Consider the following 17,862-nt stretch of genomic DNA (forward strand, 5'->3'; position numbering starts at 1 on the left):
GCACGTTCCCCCACCTTGCTGCGGGTTCAGCGACCACCCATGCCCACGGAGCACAGAACCTCAGTTGAACCGCACGTACTCGAAATCCACCGGCTGGCGGTTGATGCCCATGACCGGGGGAGCAATCCAGTTGGCGAACTTGCCCGGCTCCACCACGCGGCCCATCAGGCTGGCTACGAAGGCGCGGTCGGCGCCGGAAGGCAGCCAGTTGTCCACATTGGCCTTCCATTCCGCTTCGCTGACCACACGGCCGTCCGGAGACACCTTGGCACCGGAGAGCGAACCGATGTTGCGGTGGAAGGCCTTGTGCGGCGTCTTCAGGCGGAAGGGAATGCCGGCCTTTTCGATGACCTTGTTCCAGCGCTCCACACCACCGATGGAATCCTTGATGTAGTCGTCGCGCAGCACTTCGTTCAACGCATTGAGCATGGGCACTTCGCGCTCCACCAGCTGGCCATTGTTGACCGACAGCACCTTGTAGGTCTGGCCCTTGAGTACGTGGTCGTCCACGCGCTTGCCTTCTTCGTAGCGGCCCTTCAGGCCGGTGTTGTAGAAGGTGGCGGCATTGCTGGATTCGTCGGCACCGAACAGGTCGATGGTCACGCTGAAGTGGAAGTTCAGGTAGCGCTGCAGCGTGGGCAGGTCGATCACGCCAGCGGCGCGCAGCTTGGCCACGTCGTCGGTCTTGAGCTCGTTCATGGCGGCGCAGGTGCGGCTGATCACGCGGCTGATGCCGGACTCGCCCACGAACATGTGGTGGGCTTCCTCGGTCAGCATGAACTTGGTGGTGCGTGCCAGCGGGTCGAACGAGGACTCGGCCAGGGCGCACAGCTGGAACTTGCCGTCGCGGTCGGTGAAGTAGGTGAACATGAAGAAGGACAGCCAGTCGGGTGTCTCTTCATTGAACGCCTGCAGGATGCGCGGGTTGTTTTCCTGGCCGGAGCGGCGCTCCAGCAGGGCTTCGCCTTCCTCGCGGCCATCGCGGCCGAAGTACTTGTGCAACAGGTAGACCATGGCCCAGAGGTGGCGGCCTTCTTCCACGTTCACCTGGAACAGGTTGCGCAGGTCGTACTGGCTGGGGCAGGTCAGGCCCAGATGGCGTTGCTGCTCCACCGATGCGGGCTCGGTGTCACCTTGCGTGACGATGATGCGGCGCAGGTTGGCGCGGTATTCGCCGGGCACGTCCTGCCAGGCGGCTTCGCCCTTGTGGTCACCAAAGTGGATCTTGCGGTCCTGCTCGGCCGGGTTCAGGAAGATGCCCCAGCGGTAGTCGGGCATCTTCACATGGCCGAACTGCGCCCAGCCTTGCGGGTCCACGCTGACGGCGGTGCGCAGGTACACGTCAAAATTCTGCGAGCCATCCGGGCCCATGTCGCCCCACCATTGCAGGTAATTGGGCTGCCACTGTTCCAGCGCGCGCTGCAGCGTGCGGTCCTCTGACAGGTTGACGTTGTTGGGGATCTTGTCGCTGTAATTGATGGTGGACATGGTTGTTTCCTCGGGTTGATTGGTTTAAACGCGGTTCCAGTCGAATACGGCCTTGTCGCCCTTGCCGTACACCTTGAGAGCGCCCTTTTCTCCAACAGCGTTGGGGCGCTGGAAGATCCAGTTCTGCCAGGCGGTGAGGCGGCCAAAGACGCGGGTAAACATGTTTTCCGGGCCGTTGAAACGCAGGTTGGCTTCCATGCCGGTGAGCGCGTCGGGTGACATGGAGACACGCTCTTCCACGGCGATGCGCACTTCGTCGGTCCAGTCGATGTCATCCGGGTTGGAAGTCACCAGGCCCAGCGCAAAGGCTGCATCCGCATCCAGCGGCTTGCCTGCCTGGGCGCGCACGGCGTCGAGTGCGGCCTGCTCACTATAGAAGCGGCGTTGCAGGCGGCTCTGTTCGGTGACCATGGGGTACAGACCGAAGTTGGTGTCGGACACGGTGATCTTGGGCGATGCAGCCTCGTCGTCAGGCAGCATCAGCTGGTAGCTGCGGTCGCAGGCCAGGACCATTTCCAGAAACGTGCCGGCAAAGCAGGATCCGGCTTCAATCAGCGCAAACAGGCTGCGCGAGGACACGTCCAAGCGACTGAAGGTGCGGCGTAGCAGGCCAATGGTTTCGCGCACCAACCAGTGGTCCTTGTGGGCCACCAGCGTGGCGTCCATGGCCAGCACGGCGGCGGCGTCACCCTGCGACTTGATCAGCCAGATGCCGATGTCCAGTTCGTTGGTGCGCATTTGCAGAATCGCGTCTTCCAGTTCACGGGCAAACGCCAGCGGAAACCACTGGTCGCCAGCGGCTTCGATGCCGGCGATGTCGGTGGGCTGGGCTCCGGTGGGGGCCTTGGCGGTGAAGGTGGCAGTGCGCTTGGCGCGGTCAATTTCCACCGTCACATGTTGGTAGCGCAGGGCATCGGCTTCCACGGTGCGGTGCAAGGGGTTGAACTTCACACCCTTGGCGTCCGCGGGACGGTCGCTCTGGGCGGCCAGGGCCAGGGCACGCTCCTGTACTTTGGCTGCGAACGCGGCAGGTTTGGCGATGTCGTCGACCAGGCGCCAGTCCTTGGCCTTCTGGCCACGCACACCTTCCACGCTGGTGCAGAAGATGTCGGCCAGGTCATGGCGCACATGGCGCTTGTCGGTCACGCGGGTCAGGCCACCGGTACCGGGCAGCACGCCCAGCAGGGGCACTTCGGGCAGGCTGACGGCGCTGGAGCGGTCGTCTACCAGCAGGATTTCGTCACAGGCCAGGGCCAACTCGTAGCCGCCACCAGCGCAGGCGCCGTTGACGGCGGCCAGGAATTTCAGACCGCTGTGCTTGGAGGAGTCTTCCAGGCCGTTGCGGGTTTCGTTGGTGAACTTGCAGAAGTTCACCTTCCAGGCGTGGCTGGAAACACCCAGCATGAAGATATTGGCGCCCGAGCAGAACACCTTTTCCTTGGCGCTGCTGACCACCACGGTGCGCACTTCGGGGTGCTCGAAGCGGATGCGCTGGATGGCGTCGTTGAGTTCGATGTCCACGCCCAGGTCGTAGCTGTTGAGCTTGAGCTTGTAACCGGGGCGCAGTCCGGCGGACTCGTCGATGTCGATGGCCAGGCTGGCTACAGCACCGTTGAAACTGAGCTTGAGGTGTTTGTACTGGCTGGGATCGGTCTGGTATTCAACGCGGGGTGGGGTGGCAGTGGTCATGGTCTTGTCTCCGATAAAGATGTAAATAGATGCAGGCGCTCATTCATTGATATGAATAATATTGCATCTGCTTAATCGTAGTCAAGCACTTTTGTGCATCTTTTTTGGAAATTTCTTTAAACCGGCAGTTGCAAGAGCTCACGCACCATGGTGCGCAAAGCCTTGAACGTGGCCTCCAGCGGCTGGGCGCTGGTATCGAGCTTGAGCTGGGCCTTGGAATAGAAGGCTGCGCGCCCGGCCAGAATGCTCTTGAGGTCTTCCATGGCTTCCTTGCTGGAGGCCATGGGACGCAAATCGCCCTGCTCCAGCACCCGCTTCATATGGTCCTGCGGGTCGGCCTGCAGCCAGACCGTGGTGCAGTGCGACAGCAACTGGTTGAAGGTGGCCGGGTCGGACACCAGGCCGCCGGGCGTGGCAATCACGGCTTCGGGGTAGATCTGAATGGCTTCTTCCAGCGCGCGGCGTTCGTAGCGGCGGTAGGCATTCATGCCGTACAGGGCCTGGATTTCGTTCACGCTGCAGCCGGCAAACTTCTCTATTTCGCGGCTGAGCTCTACAAACGGATAGCCCAAATCATCGGCCAGCATCTGGCCAAGTGAGGACTTGCCTGCGCCGCGAAGCCCTATCAGCGCCACTCTGGCGTTGGCTATTGGGGTAGCGCCACCGGTTCCCAGGGCTTCGCCGATGGCGATGCGGGCCTTGCGCAGCTTGGCGTCGTCGGCGTTTTCCAGCAGCTCGCGGATCAGCAGCCACTCGGGGTTGGAGGTGGTCACATCGCCCAGCAGCTCCATCAAGGAGCACTGCAGGGCGCCCGCCACCTGCAGCAGCACCAGGATGGAGGCGTTGCCCTCACCATATTCCAGATTGGCCAAGTGGCGCTCCGACACATCGGCGGCTACCGCCACTGCCTTGCGGGTCATGCCCCGGCGCGCACGCAGCGAGCGCACGCGCTCACCCAGGCTGACCAGGAACGGGTTCTTCTGTGGTGCAGCGGTGCCGGTTTCAGCAACCAGGGGAACCGCTTCGGACTGCTCTAGTTCAGTATTCATAGGGAACTCAGTGTAAACCCGCACTCATGCAATATAGTGCTTGACACGGGGTTGTGCGGGCTTTATCGTTCATGCGTGCACAATAATTCATGTTGTGCGGAATGGCAAGCCTGAAACTCAAACTGGAGTGATTTGTGTCCCCCACCTCCGTCTCCCCTTCCGATTTTCGCGAAATGATCGCATCCCTGACCCAGTCCATCGCTGGCAGGCCGCTGGACCAGGCGCTGGATACCTGGCTCAACCAGAACGTCGGGCCCGACAGCCAGACCTACCAGCAACTCAAGGCCGCCTGCATCACCGGCGCGACCGAGGGCTGGCTGTGCAACCGCGAAGGGGGTGGCTTGCGCTACGGCCGCATCTTCAAGCCCGCCGACGACCTGCATGGCTTCTCGGTCGACGTGGTCGACATGAAAGACCTGGCCGGCCCCCACCACACCCACCCCGAAGGCGAGATCGACCTGATCATGCCGCTGGACGAAGGCGCCCTGTTCGACGGTCGCCCGGCCGGCTGGATGGTGGCCCCTGCGGGCAGCGCCCATCGCCCCACCGTTTCCCAGGGACGTGCCCTGGTGTTGTACCTGCTGCCCCAAGGCCGCATTGAATTCACGGCGGCCGCATGAGCACCACAGAACTCCTCCCCAATTTCCTAGGCGGCAAATGGCAGTCCGGTAGCGGCGCCGGCACCCCCTTGTTCGACCCGGTCACCGGTGCCGAACTGGTGCGCGTAGACGCCACCGGCCTCGATCTGGCCGGCGGCTTTGCCTTTGCCCGTGAACAGGGTGGTGCTGCCTTGCGTGCCCTCACCTACAAACAACGTGGCGCCCTGCTGGGCGAAGTCCTCAAGGTGCTGCAGGCCCAGCGCGATGCCTACTACGACATCGCCACGGCCAACAGCGGCACGGTGAAAAACGATTCCGCGGTGGACATCGACGGCGGCCTGTTCACCCTGGGTGTGTATGCCCGCATGGGGGAAACACTGGGCGACAAGCACTATCTGCCCGACGGCGAAGCAGCGCGCCTGGGCAAGGACCCGCTGTTCCAGAGCCAGCACATCCTCACGCCCACACGCGGCGTGGCGCTGTTCATCAATGCCTTCAACTTCCCCGCATGGGGCTTGTGGGAAAAAGCCGCACCGGCATTGCTCAGCGGCGTGCCCGTCATCATCAAGCCCGCCACGGCCACCGCCTGGCTGACGCAGCGCATGGTGCGCGATGTGGTGGACGCGGGCATCCTGCCCGCGGGCGCCCTGTCGGTGGTCTGCGGCAGCTCGGCCGGTCTGCTGGACCAGTTGCAGCCCTTCGACGTGGTGTCCTTCACCGGCTCGGCCGATACGGCGGCAGTGATCCGCTCGCACCCGGCTGTCACCCAGCGTTCGGTGCGCGTGAACATCGAGGCCGACAGCGTGAACTCCGCCCTGCTGCTGCCCGGCGAAGCCGCAGGCAGCGAATCCTTCGACTTGCTGGCCAAGGAAGTGGCGCGCGAGATGACGGTCAAGTCCGGCCAGAAGTGCACCGCCATACGTCGCGTCTTCGTGCCCGAAGGTGTGTACGCTGCCGCCGCACAGGCCATCAGCGCACGGCTGGCCAAGACCACGGTGGGCAACCCGCGCAATGACGCGGTGCGCATGGGCGCACTGGTGAGCCGCACCCAGCTCAACGCGGTGCGCGAAGGTCTGGACTATCTGAAGGCACAGACCGAAGTGCTGCACGACGGCGCCACCCATGCGCTGGTGGATGCCGATGCCGCTTCCTGCTGCCTAGGCCCCACCCTGCTGGGCACGCGTAATGCGGCTGGCAGCGATGCCAGCGACCGGGTGCATGACACCGAAGTGTTCGGCCCGGTGGCCACGCTGGTGGCCTACCGCGACCTGGGCCATGCCCTGCAGCTGGTGCGACGCGGCCAGGGTTCGCTGGTGTGTTCGCTCTACGGCAGCGACGCGCAGGCACTGGCCAAAGCCGCCACAGAGCTGGCCGACAGCCATGGCCGCGTGCACATCATCTCGCCCGATGTAGCGGCCCTGCACACCGGCCACGGCAATGTGATGCCGCAATCGCTGCATGGCGGCCCGGGCCGGGCGGGTGGCGGTGAGGAGCTGGGCGGTGCACGCGCGCTGAACTTCTACCACCGACGCGCCGCCATCCAGGCCAGCACCACCGTGCTGGCCCAGCTCGGCGCCTGAGCATTACAAAAAGACAGGAGACAGACATGACCACAGAAACCACGGATGCAACGGCTCCCACCACGCTGCCCACGCCGTTCAACTTTGCGCAGTACCTTTTGCAGGTGAACGCAGAGCGTGCCGACAAGACTGCCTTCATCGACGACCACGGCACGCTCAGCTACGGCCAGTTGACCGACCGCGTGCGCCGCGTGGCCGCTGGCCTGCGTGCCCTGGGGCTACGCCGCGAAGAGCGCGTGCTGCTGTTGATGCACGACTGCGCCGACTGGCCCGTGAGCTTTCTGGGTGCCATGTATGCCGGCCTGGTTCCAGTGGCAGTAAACACGCTGCTCACGGCGGATGACTACGCCTACATGCTGGAACACTCGCGCGCGCAGGCGGTGCTGGTCTCGGGCGCGCTGCTGCCCACGCTGACGGCTGCCATGACCAAGTCAGACCACGAAGTCATCAAGGTCGTGGTGTCCAAACCGGCCGCGCCGTTGCACCCGGCGGAGGTGGAGTTCGAGGCCTTTGTACAGGCGCACCAGCCGTTGCACAAACCGGCAACCACCAGCCCCGATGACCCCGGCTTCTGGCTCTATTCATCCGGCTCCACCGGTCGACCCAAGGGCACGGTGCATTCGCATGGCAACCCCTACTGGACCGGCGAGCTGTATGGCAAGGGCATTCTGAAATTGCAGGAGAGCGACGTCTGCTTCTCCGCGGCCAAGCTGTTCTTCGCCTATGGCCTGGGCAACGCGCTGACCTTCCCCATGGGCGTGGGCGCCACCACCATCCTGATGGCTGAACGCCCCACACCCGACGCAACCTTCAAGCGCTGGCTGGGCGGTGTTGGCAATACCAAACCCACCGTGTTCTACGGCGCACCCACCGGCTTTGCTGGCATGCTGGCCCACCCCAACCTGCCTGCGCGCAGCGACGTGCGGTTGCGCCTGGTGTCCTCGGCCGGTGAGGCCTTGCCAGCCGAACTGGGCCAGCGCTTCAAGGCGCATTTTGGTGTGGACATCGTGGACGGCATTGGCTCCACCGAGATGCTGCACATCTTCCTCTCCAACACACCCGAGCGCGTGCGCTATGGCACCACCGGCTGGCCGGTGCCGGGCTACACCGTCGAGTTGCGCGGTGACGATGGCAAACCCGTGCCCGATGGCGAACCGGGCGATCTCTACATCCAGGGTCCCTCGGCCGCCATGATGTACTGGGGCAACCGCGAGAAGACCCGCGAAACCTTCCAGGGCGGCTGGACCAAGAGCGGCGACAAGTACGTACGCAACGAGGACGGCAGCTACACCTACGGCGGACGCAGCGACGACATGCTCAAGGTCAGTGGCATCTACGTCTCGCCCTTTGAAGTGGAAGCCACCCTGGTGCAGCATCCGTCGGTTCTGGAGGCCGCCGTGATCGGCGTGCCCGATGGCGAAGGCCTGACAAAAACAAAGGCCTTCGTTGTTCTGAAAGATGGAGCCTCCGCCACTGCCGATGAACTCAAGGCCTTTGTGAAAGACAAGCTCGCACCCTACAAATACCCGCGCCAGATCGAGTTCGTGAAAGACCTGCCCAAGACGGCCACGGGCAAGATCCAGCGCTTCAAGCTGCGCGACCAGGAACGCGTCTGAACATGGACACCGCAGTGCGCAAAGCACCCGTTGTCGCGTCCACCGAATCGGTGGAGCTGGACTGGGCTGGCCGGCCGGTGCGTGTGGAATACCAGTGGCTGCGCCGTGAAGACACGCAGGCACCCTTGATGGTGTTCCTGCACGAAGGGCTGGGCTCGGTCTCGATGTGGCGCGACTTCCCTGCTGCCTTGTGCGAGGCTCTGGGCTGCCGTGGTCTGGTGTATTCGCGTCCGGGTTATGGCCTGTCCACACCGCGCGCTTCGGGTGAGCAATGGCGACCGGACTTCATGCACCGCCAGGCACGCGAGGTCCTGCCAGCACTGCTTTCCGCTTTGGATATCGACCCCATCCAAGACAGGCTTTGGCTGCTGGGCCACAGCGACGGCGGCTCTATTGCGTTGCTGTATGCCGCCCTGTTTCCCGACCGACTCAGCGGTGCCATCGTGCTGGCGCCGCACATCCTGGTGGAAGACGTCTCGATCGAGAGCATTGCGGAAGCTCGCACAGCCTATCTGGATACCGACCTGCGCCAGCGCCTGGCACGCCATCACCGCGATCCCGACTCGGCCTTCTGGGGTTGGAACGACATCTGGCTGCACCCTGACTTCCGCAGCTGGCGCATAGACCAGGAACTGCACACCATCACCTGCCCGCTGCTGGCGGTACAAGGGGTAAACGATAGGTACGGCACGATGGAACAAGTCCATGGAATAGCCCGAGTCGCGCCACAATGTGCAGTCGTGGAGCTGGCCGATTGCGGCCACTCACCGCATCTGGAACAAAGAGACCGCCTGATAGAAGTGGTCCGGAATTTTTATTCATCAACACACTGAGGAGACACAACATGAAACCCACGCGCGTCCTTTTCCGCACCACCCTGGTTGCTGCCGCTACCGCACTGCTTTCCACCGTAGCCTTTGCCCAGGCTGGCGCCAAGCTCAAGGTCGGCCTGATGCTGCCCTACACCGGCACCTTTGCCTCGCTGGGCAATGCGATTGAAAACGGCTTCAAGCTGTACATCACCGAACAGGGCGGCAAGATTGCCGGACGCGAAGTGGAGTTCGTCAAGGTGGATGATGAGTCCGACCCGTCCAAGGCTACAGACAACGTCAACAAGCTGATCAAGCGCGACAACGTGGACGTGCTGATCGGCACGGTGCACTCCGGCGTGGCCATGGCCATGGCCAAAGTCGCCAAGGAAAGCGGCACGCTGCTGATCGTGCCCAACGCGGGTGCCGACGCGGTCACCGGCCCCATGTGCGCGCCCAACATCTTCCGCAGCTCTTTCAGCAACTGGCAACCCGGCTACGCCATGGGTGAAGTCATGGCCAAGAAGGGCATCAAGAAGGTTGTGACCATCACCTGGAAGTACGCAGCCGGTGACGAGAGCGTACGCGGATTCAAGGAGGCGTTTGAGAAGGGCGGTGGCACCGTGGTGAAAGAGCTCAACCTGCCCTTCCCCAATGTGGAGTTCCAGGCCCTGCTGACCGATATCGCTGCGACCAAGCCGGACGCCGTGTTCACCTTCTTCGCGGGTGGCGGTGCAGTGAAGTTCGTGAAGGACTACGCAGCTGCAGGCCTGAAGAAAACCATTCCGCTGTATGGCTCGGGCTTCCTGACCGACGGCACGCTGGATGCACAGGGCGCCGATGCCGAAGGCCTGCAAACCGCGCTGCACTATGCCGACAGCATGGAAATCACCAAGGACAAATCCTTCCGTCTGGCCTATGCCAAGACCTACAAGCTGCAGCCCGACGTGTATGCGGTGCAGGGCTATGACGCAGCGCAGATCCTGGGCATTGGCCTGAAGGCCGTGAATGGCGACCTGAGCAAAAAGGCCGAGTTCGCCGCTGCCGTGGAAGCCGCCAAGATCGACAGCCCGCGCGGCACCTTCTCGCTCTCCAAGGCCCACAACCCGGTGCAGGACATCTATCTGCGCCAGGTCACCGGCAAGGAAAACAAGCTGATCGGCATTGCCAGCAAGGCACTGGCCGATCCAGCCCGCGGCTGCAAGATGTAGTGGCACACCCCCCGGCTGCGCGCACTGCGTGTCGCTTCGCTTTCCCCCTTGCAGGGGGCAGCGCCAGCGGGCCGGCACAGCCGGTCCCGCGGCATTCTGAAATGTAGGCACTTCGCGCTGAGAATGATTGATTGCACATGGACTTTTCTACTTTTTTGATTCAGTGCCTGAACGCGCTCCAGTACGGCTTGCTGTTGTTTCTGGTGGCGTCGGGGCTGACGCTGATCTTCGGGATCATGGGCGTCATCAATCTGGCGCATGGCAGCTTCTACATGATGGGGGCCTACATGGCCTATGCGCTGGCGCCCATCGTGGCCAGCACGTTTGGCGGCGGTTTTTTCTCCACGCTGCTGGTGGGCGTGGTGCTGGCGGTGTTGCTGGGCTATGTGCTGGAGTGGGCGTTCTTCAGCTTTCTGTACGAGCGCGAACACCTGCAGCAGGTGCTGATGACCTACGGCCTGATCCTGGTGTTCGAGGAGATGCGCAGCCTGCTGGTGGGTGACGAGGTGCACGGCGTCGAAGTACCGGCCTTCCTCTCCGGGACGCTGCCGCTGGGCGAGATGATGACCTATCCGGTGTACCGGCTGTTCATCTCCGGCGTGTGCCTGGCGCTCGCCCTGGGCATGTATGTGGTGTTCACCCGCACGCGCTTAGGGATGATGATCCGCGCTGGCAGTGCCAACCGCGAGATGGTGCAATCACTCGGTGTAGACATCAAGTTCCTGTACCGCGTGGTGTTTGCCGCGGGCATGGCCATTGCCGTGCTGGCTGGCATGGTGGCCGCGCCGGTGTCCTCGGTTTACCCGGGCATGGGCGATACGGTGCTCATCATCTGCTTTGTGGTGGTGGTGATTGGCGGCATCGGCTCCATCCGCGGCGCGCTGCTGGCGGCACTGCTGATTGGTGTGGTGGATACCTTTGGCAAGGTGCTGCTGCCCCAGGCCGCCGGCGTGCTGGTGTATGTGCTGATGGCCTTGATTCTTCTGTGGAAGCCAGACGGCTTGTTCAAGGCCGCATAGCACCATGAATACACGTTTTGTTTTCGTTGGGGCCTGCTTTGTGCTGTTGGCGTTGTTCCCCTTGGTCTCTGGTAGTTATGGCATCGACTTCGTCACCAAGATCATGGTGTACGCCATCTTTGCGCTCAGCCTGGAGCTGCTGGTGGGCGCCACCGGCCTGATCTGTTTTGGCCAGGCCGCATTCTTCGGCATAGGCGCCTATGCCGCGGTTCTGCTTTCGCCGCAAAGCGATTCGCCGTCCCTGCTCTGGCTGCTGCCAGCTTGTGTGGCTGCCGCTGCAGCCTACGCGCTGGTGGTAGGTTCGCTGTCGCTGCGCACCAAGGGCGTGTACTTCATCATGGTGACGCTGGCCTTTGCCCAAATGGCCTACTACGTGGTGCACGACACGCCGCTGGGCGGCGGCACCGACGGCATCTACATGATGATGAAGCCGGTGCTGGGCAAGCTGTTGGACCTGGACAAGGCGGCCAGCCTGTACGGCTTCACGCTGGCCTGCCTGCTGCTGGTCTTCGGTGGTCTGGGCGTACTCAACCGCTCGCGTTTCGGCCGCGCCCTGGCCGGCATCCGCGTGAATGAGCAGCGCATGCGTGCCACCGGCTTTTCCACCTACCCCTACAAGCTGGCCGCGTTCACCGTGTCGGGCGGCATTGCCGGGCTGGCCGGTTTTCTGTTCGCGGTGAAGGACGGTTTTGTGAACCCGGAAATGATGAGCTGGCACCTCTCGGGTGCCGTGCTGATCATGATCATCCTGGGTGGCATAGGCCATTTGCGTGGCGCGCTGATCGGTGCCTTTGCGTTTGCGCTGCTGCAGGAGCTGTTCAAGTCCGAAGCCATTTTTGGCGCCTTTGCCAAGCACTGGCATCTGGGCCTGGGCCTGTCCATCATTGCCAGCGTGGTGTTCCTGCCGCGGGGTCTGGTGGGGCTGCCGCAGCAGATACGTGCACGGCTGCTGGGCGCAAAGAATACAGGTGGAGCAACACCGTGAGCAGCATCGTGATGAACAACCCACCCGCGCAGTCCGCCAGCACCGGCGAAGTGCTGCTGCGCGGCATCAACATCACGCGCCGCTGGGGCGGCCTGGTGGCGCTCAACCAGGTGAATGTGGAGCTCACACGTGGCAGCGTGCATGCCGTGATCGGCACCAACGGCGCCGGCAAGTCCACGCTGATCAACATCCTTTCCGGTGAGTTCCCACCGTCCGAAGGTGGCGTGGAGCTCATGGGTCAGGACGTCACCCGCTGGCAGCAACCGCGCCGCGCCCGCGCCGGCTTGGGTCGCAGCTACCAGCGCAACACCATTTACCCCAGCTTCAGCGTGTTCGAGAACTGCCGCCTGGCAGCGCAAGCTACACACCAGAAGCCCTGGCAGTGGTGGCGCAGTGCGGAGCATTGCTCGGTCAGCACCGCGATTGCGCGCGAGGTGGTGGCGCGCAGCGGCCTGACCGACCTGCAGAACCTGCAGGCTGGCCTGCTCTCGCACGGCCAAAAGCGCCAGCTGGAAATCGCCATGTGCCTGGCCACCAAACCGCAAGTGCTGCTGCTCGACGAGCCCCTGGCCGGCATGGGCGCCGAAGAAACCGAACGCATGCTGACCATGTTGAATGAACTCAAGGCCGACCACGCCATCCTGCTGGTGGAACACGATATGGATGCGGTGTTCCGCATTGCCGACCGCGTGACGGTGATGGTCAACGGCAGCGTCATCGCCACCGATGCGCCCGAGGCCATCAAGACCAACCGGCAAGTTCAGATCGCTTACTTGGGGGAACACTAATCATGTCTTCCACCGAACCGATTCTGGACGCACGTGGCCTGCACGCCTGGTATGGCTCCAGCCATGTGCTGCATGGCGTGGACATCCGCATAGGCCGTGGCGAGACCATGGGCCTGCTGGGCCGCAACGGTATGGGCAAGAGCACGTTGATCCGTACCCTGCTGGGCCATGTCACGCAGCGCGACGGGCACATCAGCCTGTTCGGGCAGGACGTCTCCAAAGCCAAGCCGTACGAGGTAGCGCGCCAGGGCGTGGCCTATGTACCCGAGGGCCGCGGCGTGTTCCCCAACCTGAGCGTGCGCGAGAACCTGGTGATGGCCGCACGCCCCGGACGCGATGGCCGCAAGGAGTGGACTTTCGAGCGCGTGATGCAGACCTTCCCGCGCCTGCAGGAGCGGCTCACCAATCTGGGCGCACAGCTCAGCGGCGGCGAGCAGCAGATGCTGTCCATTGGCCGCGCGCTGATGACGCACCCCGAGCTCATCATCCTGGACGAAGCCACCGAAGGCCTGGCACCGCTGATCGTGGCCGAGATCTGGCGCGTGATCGGCGAGATCCGCAAGAGCGGCATCGCCACCTTGATCGTGGACCGCGACTACCGCAAGGTCCTGGCACACAGCGACCAGGCCCTGGTGCTGCAGAAGGGCCAGGTGGTGCTGAGTGGCAACGCGGACGCGGTTGCCGGCGATGAGACACTGGCAGGCTTTCTGGGAGTGTGATCCACCATGTCCATCTGGCAGCAGCCCATATCCGTTGACATCCTGGCGCAAGCGACAGCGGATACCGCCGTAACCCATCTCGGCATCGAGTTCGTGGAAGTCGGTGACGACTACATCGTCGGCCGCGTGCCGGTCAATGCGCATACCCGCCAACCGTATGGCCTGCTGCACGGTGGCGTGTCGGTGGTGCTGGCCGAAACCCTGGGCTCGTGTGGCGCGGCCTACAGCTGCGCGCCGGGGCAGTTGGTGGTGGGACTGGACATCAATGCCAACCACCTGAAGGGCGCGCGCAGCGGCTGGGTCACGGCGACGGCGCGTGCCGTGCACATAGGCCGCACCACGCAGGTATGGCAGATCGACATGTGCAACGACGCGGGCGAACTGAGCTGCGTATCACGCATCACCATGGCGGTGCTGGCGCCGAAGTAAGTAGCCCGCTTACAGCGGCGCCACCGGATGCGGTGAGCCGTCGTAGGCGCCCCATACCGACTGATCGTATTCAATGACGGAGCCGGTCATCAGACCCGATTCCTCGCTGCACAGAAATGCCACGGCGCGTGCCACTTCGTGCGGGTCTACCAGACGGCCATTGGGTTGTGCCGCGGCAGCCTTTTGCAGCCAATCGTCGTCGGCATGGTGGAACTCGCGCTGGATGCGGTCTTCGCCCTCGGACGCCATCCAACCGATGTTGAGCCCGTTGACCCGTATGCGGTTGCGCAGCAATGCGTAGGCGGTGTTGCGGGTGAGCGTGGCCAGGGCGCCCTTGCTGGTGCAGTAGGCCGCCAGGAAGGGTTGCCCTGCCATGGCCGACATGGAGCCGATGTTGACGATGCTGCCGGCGATCTGTTCGCGCCGCATGATGCGGATGGACTCCTGCATCAGATAGAACGGTGCGCGCACATTGACTGCAAACATGCGGTCAAACAGCGCGGGCTCGGTATCCAGAATCGTGCCGCGGTCGGTAATGGCTGCGGCATTGACCAACACGTCCACCCGGTGGAACGCGGCATCGGCGTGCTGCACCACCTTGCGGCAGTCCTCCACGTTGCCCAGATCCGCCTGCACGTAGAGCGCCTCAGTACCCAGACTGTGCAACTGTGCAGCCTGCGCTTCGCCCTTGCTCTGGTTGCGGCCGCAGATGACCACACCCTTGGCTTGGCGCTGGGCAAACACCTGCGCAATGGCGGCGCCCAGGCCCTGGGTGCCGCCGGTCACGATGGCGACCTTGCCTTGCAGGGATGCGGGAGCCGCTGCGGCGATGGAAGAAGTGTTTGTCATGGTGTCTCCTGTTGTGTGTCGTTGGTATGGGGGTGGCGGAAGTCAGCTCAGCCGTGTCTGCGCCTGGGCCTGCAATGCGGTGTTGAACTGCGCAGCACTCCAGTTCTGCTGCAACGCGCTGCGCAGCAGGTCCTGCTGGCTTTGCGGCGCCAGCCCACCAATGGGCGGATCGCGGTCCAGGTTGGTGGGGAAGGCATATCCCTCGGCACTGGCGGCAATGGTTGCTTCCACTTCTGCCGACAACGTGGAGCTGGCCGTGCCGCGCATGCGCAGCAGGCTGGGGTATAGCGCTTTCGCCATGCGCACCCGGTCCACCGTTTCCATGCAGCGCCCGAAGGCCGACGACACCTGCAGCAGATTGGCCATGCGCCGTATATCCTGCGAACGGTTGTGGCCCGCCGCGTGCATGAGCGCGGGGTTGAAGAAGATGCCGTCGCCCTTCTGAAGGGGCAGCTGCACATGGTGCTGGTCGAAGTACTCCTGGAATGCGGGCACACCAGCCACCAGATAGCCGGCTTCGTACTTCTGCGAATGCGGCAGGTACAGCGTGGGGCCACTCTCCAGCGGCATGTCCACATGAGCCACCGCGCCCTGCAAGGTAAGCACCGGCGAGAGGCGGTGCACATGCGCGGGAAAGCGCTCGGCCCCCTTGGCCGTGAAGAAACCCAGGTGGTAGTCACGGTGCGCCACCTGCGCCTCGCCACCGGGATTGACGCAGTTGATCTGCGAGGTGACCTGGTAGGCCGGGCCCAGCCAGGCTTCACACACCATGGCCAGCATGGGGTTGCCGTAGTAGGCGGCGAACACATCGGGTGCGCGCAGGCAGAGCTTTTCCAGCGCGTTCCAGACCCGGTCGTTGGCGCCCGGCTTGGCGAAGTGATCCCCTGCATGGCCGGCACGGCGGGACTCCTCGATGAGGCCATTGAATGCGGCTGTGGCTGCGTCCACCACAGCCGTGTCCGGGTACAGGCCCTGCACCACCAGCACGCCGGGGCCATGCATCCACACCTGCGCCCACTCGGCCATCAGCGCGGCACGCCACTGTTGCGGTTGTCTGGCGGCCGACAGCGCAGCACGCAAGGCGGCACCGTCATACACCGGCACGTTGTGCAACAGCGTGCTGGCTTGCGGGCAGTCCTGCGCCAAGGTGGTCGTCTTCACCAGCCAGTCCAGATCATCCACGCGGCAGGCATCGGCATGCAGCCAGCCATCGGGTGCTGTGTGGGCAGGGGATATGGGTGCGTTCATGGGAACCTTTGTGATGTGGGTCAATTCCGAAGTAGCTGCAGTGTAGGAACAGCATCTCTGTGCGGTTGCAGCAAAATACCTCAAAAACACCTCATAATGAATCGGCTTGGCGCACAATCCGCTGCATCCCACCCAAGGCCTGCCCACCATGTCCCACCCCCATCTGCTCAAAGCCATCGCCCTGCAGGCCGGTGTGAGCCTGGCCACGGTGGACCGCGTGCTGCACCAGCGCCCGGGTGTACGTGCCCACACGGTGCGGCGCGTGCAGCAGGCCGTGGCCGAGCTGGAACGCCAGAGTGCACAAGTGGGTCTGCAGGGCCGCAAGTTCATGCTGGATGTGGTGATGCAGGCGCCGGCGCGCTTTGCCCAGGTGGTGCGCGATGCGCTGGAGCGCGAGATGCCGCTCATGCATCCGGCCATCTTCCGCGCGCGCTACCACATGGGTGAGTCACTGCCGGTGACTGATCTGCTGGCGGTGCTGGACAAGATCGCCATGCGCGGCAGCCACGGCGTATTGCTCAAGGCGCCCAATGATGCGCGCATGGTGGAGGCCGTGGCACGGCTCAAGGCACGCGGCATTCCGGTGGTGACGCTGGTGACCGATCTGCCAGACTCCGCACGCCTGGCCTATGTGGGCATGGACAACCGCGCCGCCGGACAAACCGCCGCCTATCTGCTGGGCCAGTGGCTGGGTACCCAGGAGCAAGCCGCAGTACTGGTGTCGTTGAGCAGCACGCGCTTTCGTGGCGAAGAGGAGCGTGAGGCCGCCTTTGTCGAAGCGCTGGGCCAGCATCACCCGCTGCTGCAACCCGTGGATGCCAGCGAAGGCCTGGGCCTGCATGAGGCCACGGCAGCATTGGTGCTGCAGCGTCTGCACGAGCACCCGCAGGTGTGTGCCGTGTACTCGATAGGTGGGGCCAATGCGGCCATCCTGCAGGCCTTCGAAAAAGCGGGCAGGCGTTGCCGGGTGTTCATAGGTCATGACCTGGATGCCGACAACCTGCCGCTGCTGCGTGCTGGGCAACTCAACGCGGTGCTGCACCATGATCTGCAGCACGATATGCGCATGGCCTGTCTGCAGATCATGCGTGCCCATGGCGCCGGGCCTGCGCATACGCTGCCAACCCTGTCCGGCGTGCAGGTGGTGACGCCGTTCAATCTGCCGCTCTGACGCGGCCTACAGGCCTGGTCTTTACTCCGCGGCGCCCTTGGCCATGCGCTCGCTCTTCCAGTACACGTCATCGCCCACGCTGCCATCGGTGCGGTAACGGTTGAGCGCACGGGACAGCACGAACATCAGGTCCGAGAGGCGGTTGAGGTACTGGCGTGGCGCTTCCTTCAAGGCCTCTTCGTTGCCCAAGGCAACCAGGGCACGCTCGGCGCGACGGGCCACGGTGCGGCACACATGCGCAAGCGACGCAGCGCGCGTGCCGGCGGGCAGGATGAACTCCTGCAGACGGGGCAAGGTGGCGTTGTACTCTTCCAGCGCCTGGTCCAGCGCCAGCACGGCTTCGGGCTTGAGCAGCTCGTAGCCGGGGATGGACAGCTCGCCGCCCAGGTTGAAAAGCTGGTGCTGGATTTCCACCAGCAGTGTGCGGATGCCCTCCGGCATGTCTTCGCACAGCAGCACACCGATCTGGGAGTTGAGCTCGTCCACATCGCCCATGGCATGCACGCGCAAGCTGTTCTTGGAGACGCGGGTGTTGTCCCCCAGTCCGGTGGTGCCAGCATCCCCGGTGCGGGTGGCGATTTGTGTGAGGCGGTTTCCCATGGCGTCGTCCTTG

Annotated in this window: 17 protein-coding genes; 11 read left to right on the plus strand and 6 right to left on the minus strand. The window is 63.7% G+C overall.

Annotated features, from left to right (window positions below; translation table 11 throughout):
* Positions 1–60: 60 nt before the first annotated feature.
* The 3 genes from boxB to AAGF34_RS07065 form a co-directional block, all read right to left on the minus strand.
* Positions 61–1,488: a benzoyl-CoA 2,3-epoxidase subunit BoxB gene (gene boxB, locus AAGF34_RS07055; RefSeq protein WP_342619908.1), complete on the minus strand. Its 1,428-nt coding sequence runs from the start codon at positions 1,486–1,488 to the stop codon at positions 61–63.
* Between the two features lie 24 nt (positions 1,489–1,512).
* Positions 1,513–3,177 carry a 2,3-epoxybenzoyl-CoA dihydrolase gene (gene boxC, locus AAGF34_RS07060; protein WP_342619909.1) on the minus strand — a complete coding sequence of 555 codons (1,665 nt, stop codon included), beginning with the start codon at positions 3,175–3,177 and terminating at the stop codon, positions 1,513–1,515.
* Positions 3,178–3,293: 116 nt separating this feature from the next.
* Positions 3,294–4,226, minus strand: coding sequence for a helix-turn-helix transcriptional regulator (locus AAGF34_RS07065; RefSeq protein ID WP_342619910.1), 933 nt, complete (start codon positions 4,224–4,226; stop codon positions 3,294–3,296).
* Positions 4,227–4,399: 173 nt separating this feature from the next.
* On the opposite strand from AAGF34_RS07065, the gene AAGF34_RS07070 reads away from it, so the two are divergent.
* The 10 genes from AAGF34_RS07070 (at position 4,400) to AAGF34_RS07115 (ending at position 13,981) form a co-directional block, all read left to right on the plus strand.
* Entirely contained in the window at positions 4,400–4,846 is a 447-nt protein-coding gene (locus tag AAGF34_RS07070; RefSeq protein ID WP_342621053.1) for a DUF4863 family protein, read from the plus strand.
* Positions 4,843–6,405: a 3,4-dehydroadipyl-CoA semialdehyde dehydrogenase gene (locus tag AAGF34_RS07075; protein ID WP_342619911.1), complete on the plus strand. Its 1,563-nt coding sequence runs from the start codon at positions 4,843–4,845 to the stop codon at positions 6,403–6,405. The genes AAGF34_RS07070 and AAGF34_RS07075 overlap by 4 nt, the downstream gene beginning before the upstream one ends.
* A gap of 26 nt (positions 6,406–6,431) precedes the next feature.
* Complete coding sequence (locus AAGF34_RS07080; RefSeq protein WP_342619912.1) at positions 6,432–8,021, plus strand: benzoate-CoA ligase family protein; 1,590 nt, start codon at positions 6,432–6,434, stop codon at positions 8,019–8,021.
* 2 nt (positions 8,022–8,023) lie between these two features.
* Positions 8,024–8,854: an alpha/beta hydrolase gene (locus AAGF34_RS07085; RefSeq protein WP_342619913.1), complete on the plus strand. Its 831-nt coding sequence runs from the start codon at positions 8,024–8,026 to the stop codon at positions 8,852–8,854.
* Between the two features lie 11 nt (positions 8,855–8,865).
* Complete coding sequence (locus AAGF34_RS07090) at positions 8,866–10,041, plus strand: ABC transporter substrate-binding protein (RefSeq protein ID WP_342619914.1); 1,176 nt, start codon at positions 8,866–8,868, stop codon at positions 10,039–10,041.
* 137 nt (positions 10,042–10,178) lie between these two features.
* Entirely contained in the window at positions 10,179–11,060 is an 882-nt protein-coding gene (locus AAGF34_RS07095; RefSeq protein WP_342619915.1) for a branched-chain amino acid ABC transporter permease, read from the plus strand.
* A 4-nt stretch (positions 11,061–11,064) separates the two neighbouring features.
* Positions 11,065–12,045: a branched-chain amino acid ABC transporter permease gene (locus tag AAGF34_RS07100; RefSeq protein ID WP_342619916.1), complete on the plus strand. Its 981-nt coding sequence runs from the start codon at positions 11,065–11,067 to the stop codon at positions 12,043–12,045.
* An 11-nt stretch (positions 12,046–12,056) separates the two neighbouring features.
* Positions 12,057–12,833 carry an ABC transporter ATP-binding protein gene (locus tag AAGF34_RS07105; RefSeq protein ID WP_342621054.1) on the plus strand — a complete coding sequence of 259 codons (777 nt, stop codon included), beginning with the start codon at positions 12,057–12,059 and terminating at the stop codon, positions 12,831–12,833.
* 2 nt (positions 12,834–12,835) lie between these two features.
* Entirely contained in the window at positions 12,836–13,552 is a 717-nt protein-coding gene (locus tag AAGF34_RS07110) for an ABC transporter ATP-binding protein (RefSeq protein ID WP_342619917.1), read from the plus strand.
* Positions 13,553–13,558: 6 nt separating this feature from the next.
* Positions 13,559–13,981, plus strand: coding sequence for a hotdog fold thioesterase (locus tag AAGF34_RS07115; RefSeq protein ID WP_342619918.1), 423 nt, complete (start codon positions 13,559–13,561; stop codon positions 13,979–13,981).
* 9 nt (positions 13,982–13,990) lie between these two features.
* Here AAGF34_RS07115 and AAGF34_RS07120 read toward each other — a convergent pair whose 3' ends face one another.
* A complete protein-coding gene (locus tag AAGF34_RS07120) occupies positions 13,991–14,830 on the minus strand; it encodes an SDR family oxidoreductase (protein ID WP_342619919.1) in 840 nt (279 codons plus the stop codon).
* Positions 14,831–14,872: 42 nt separating this feature from the next.
* Positions 14,873–16,078 carry a phytanoyl-CoA dioxygenase family protein gene (locus tag AAGF34_RS07125; protein WP_342619920.1) on the minus strand — a complete coding sequence of 402 codons (1,206 nt, stop codon included), beginning with the start codon at positions 16,076–16,078 and terminating at the stop codon, positions 14,873–14,875.
* Positions 16,079–16,226: 148 nt separating this feature from the next.
* Between AAGF34_RS07125 and AAGF34_RS07130 the strand changes: the two genes are divergently transcribed.
* On the plus strand, positions 16,227–17,249 hold the full coding sequence (locus tag AAGF34_RS07130) for a LacI family DNA-binding transcriptional regulator (protein ID WP_342619921.1): 1,023 nt from the start codon (positions 16,227–16,229) through the stop codon (positions 17,247–17,249).
* A gap of 21 nt (positions 17,250–17,270) precedes the next feature.
* Here the strand turns inward: AAGF34_RS07130 and AAGF34_RS07135 are convergent, their stop codons facing one another.
* Entirely contained in the window at positions 17,271–17,849 is a 579-nt protein-coding gene (locus AAGF34_RS07135; protein WP_342619922.1) for a cob(I)yrinic acid a,c-diamide adenosyltransferase, read from the minus strand.
* Between the last annotated feature and the right edge of the window lie 13 nt (positions 17,850–17,862).

This window comes from Rhodoferax sp. GW822-FHT02A01, assembly GCF_038784515.1.
Taxonomy (GTDB): domain Bacteria; phylum Pseudomonadota; class Gammaproteobacteria; order Burkholderiales; family Burkholderiaceae_C; genus Allorhodoferax.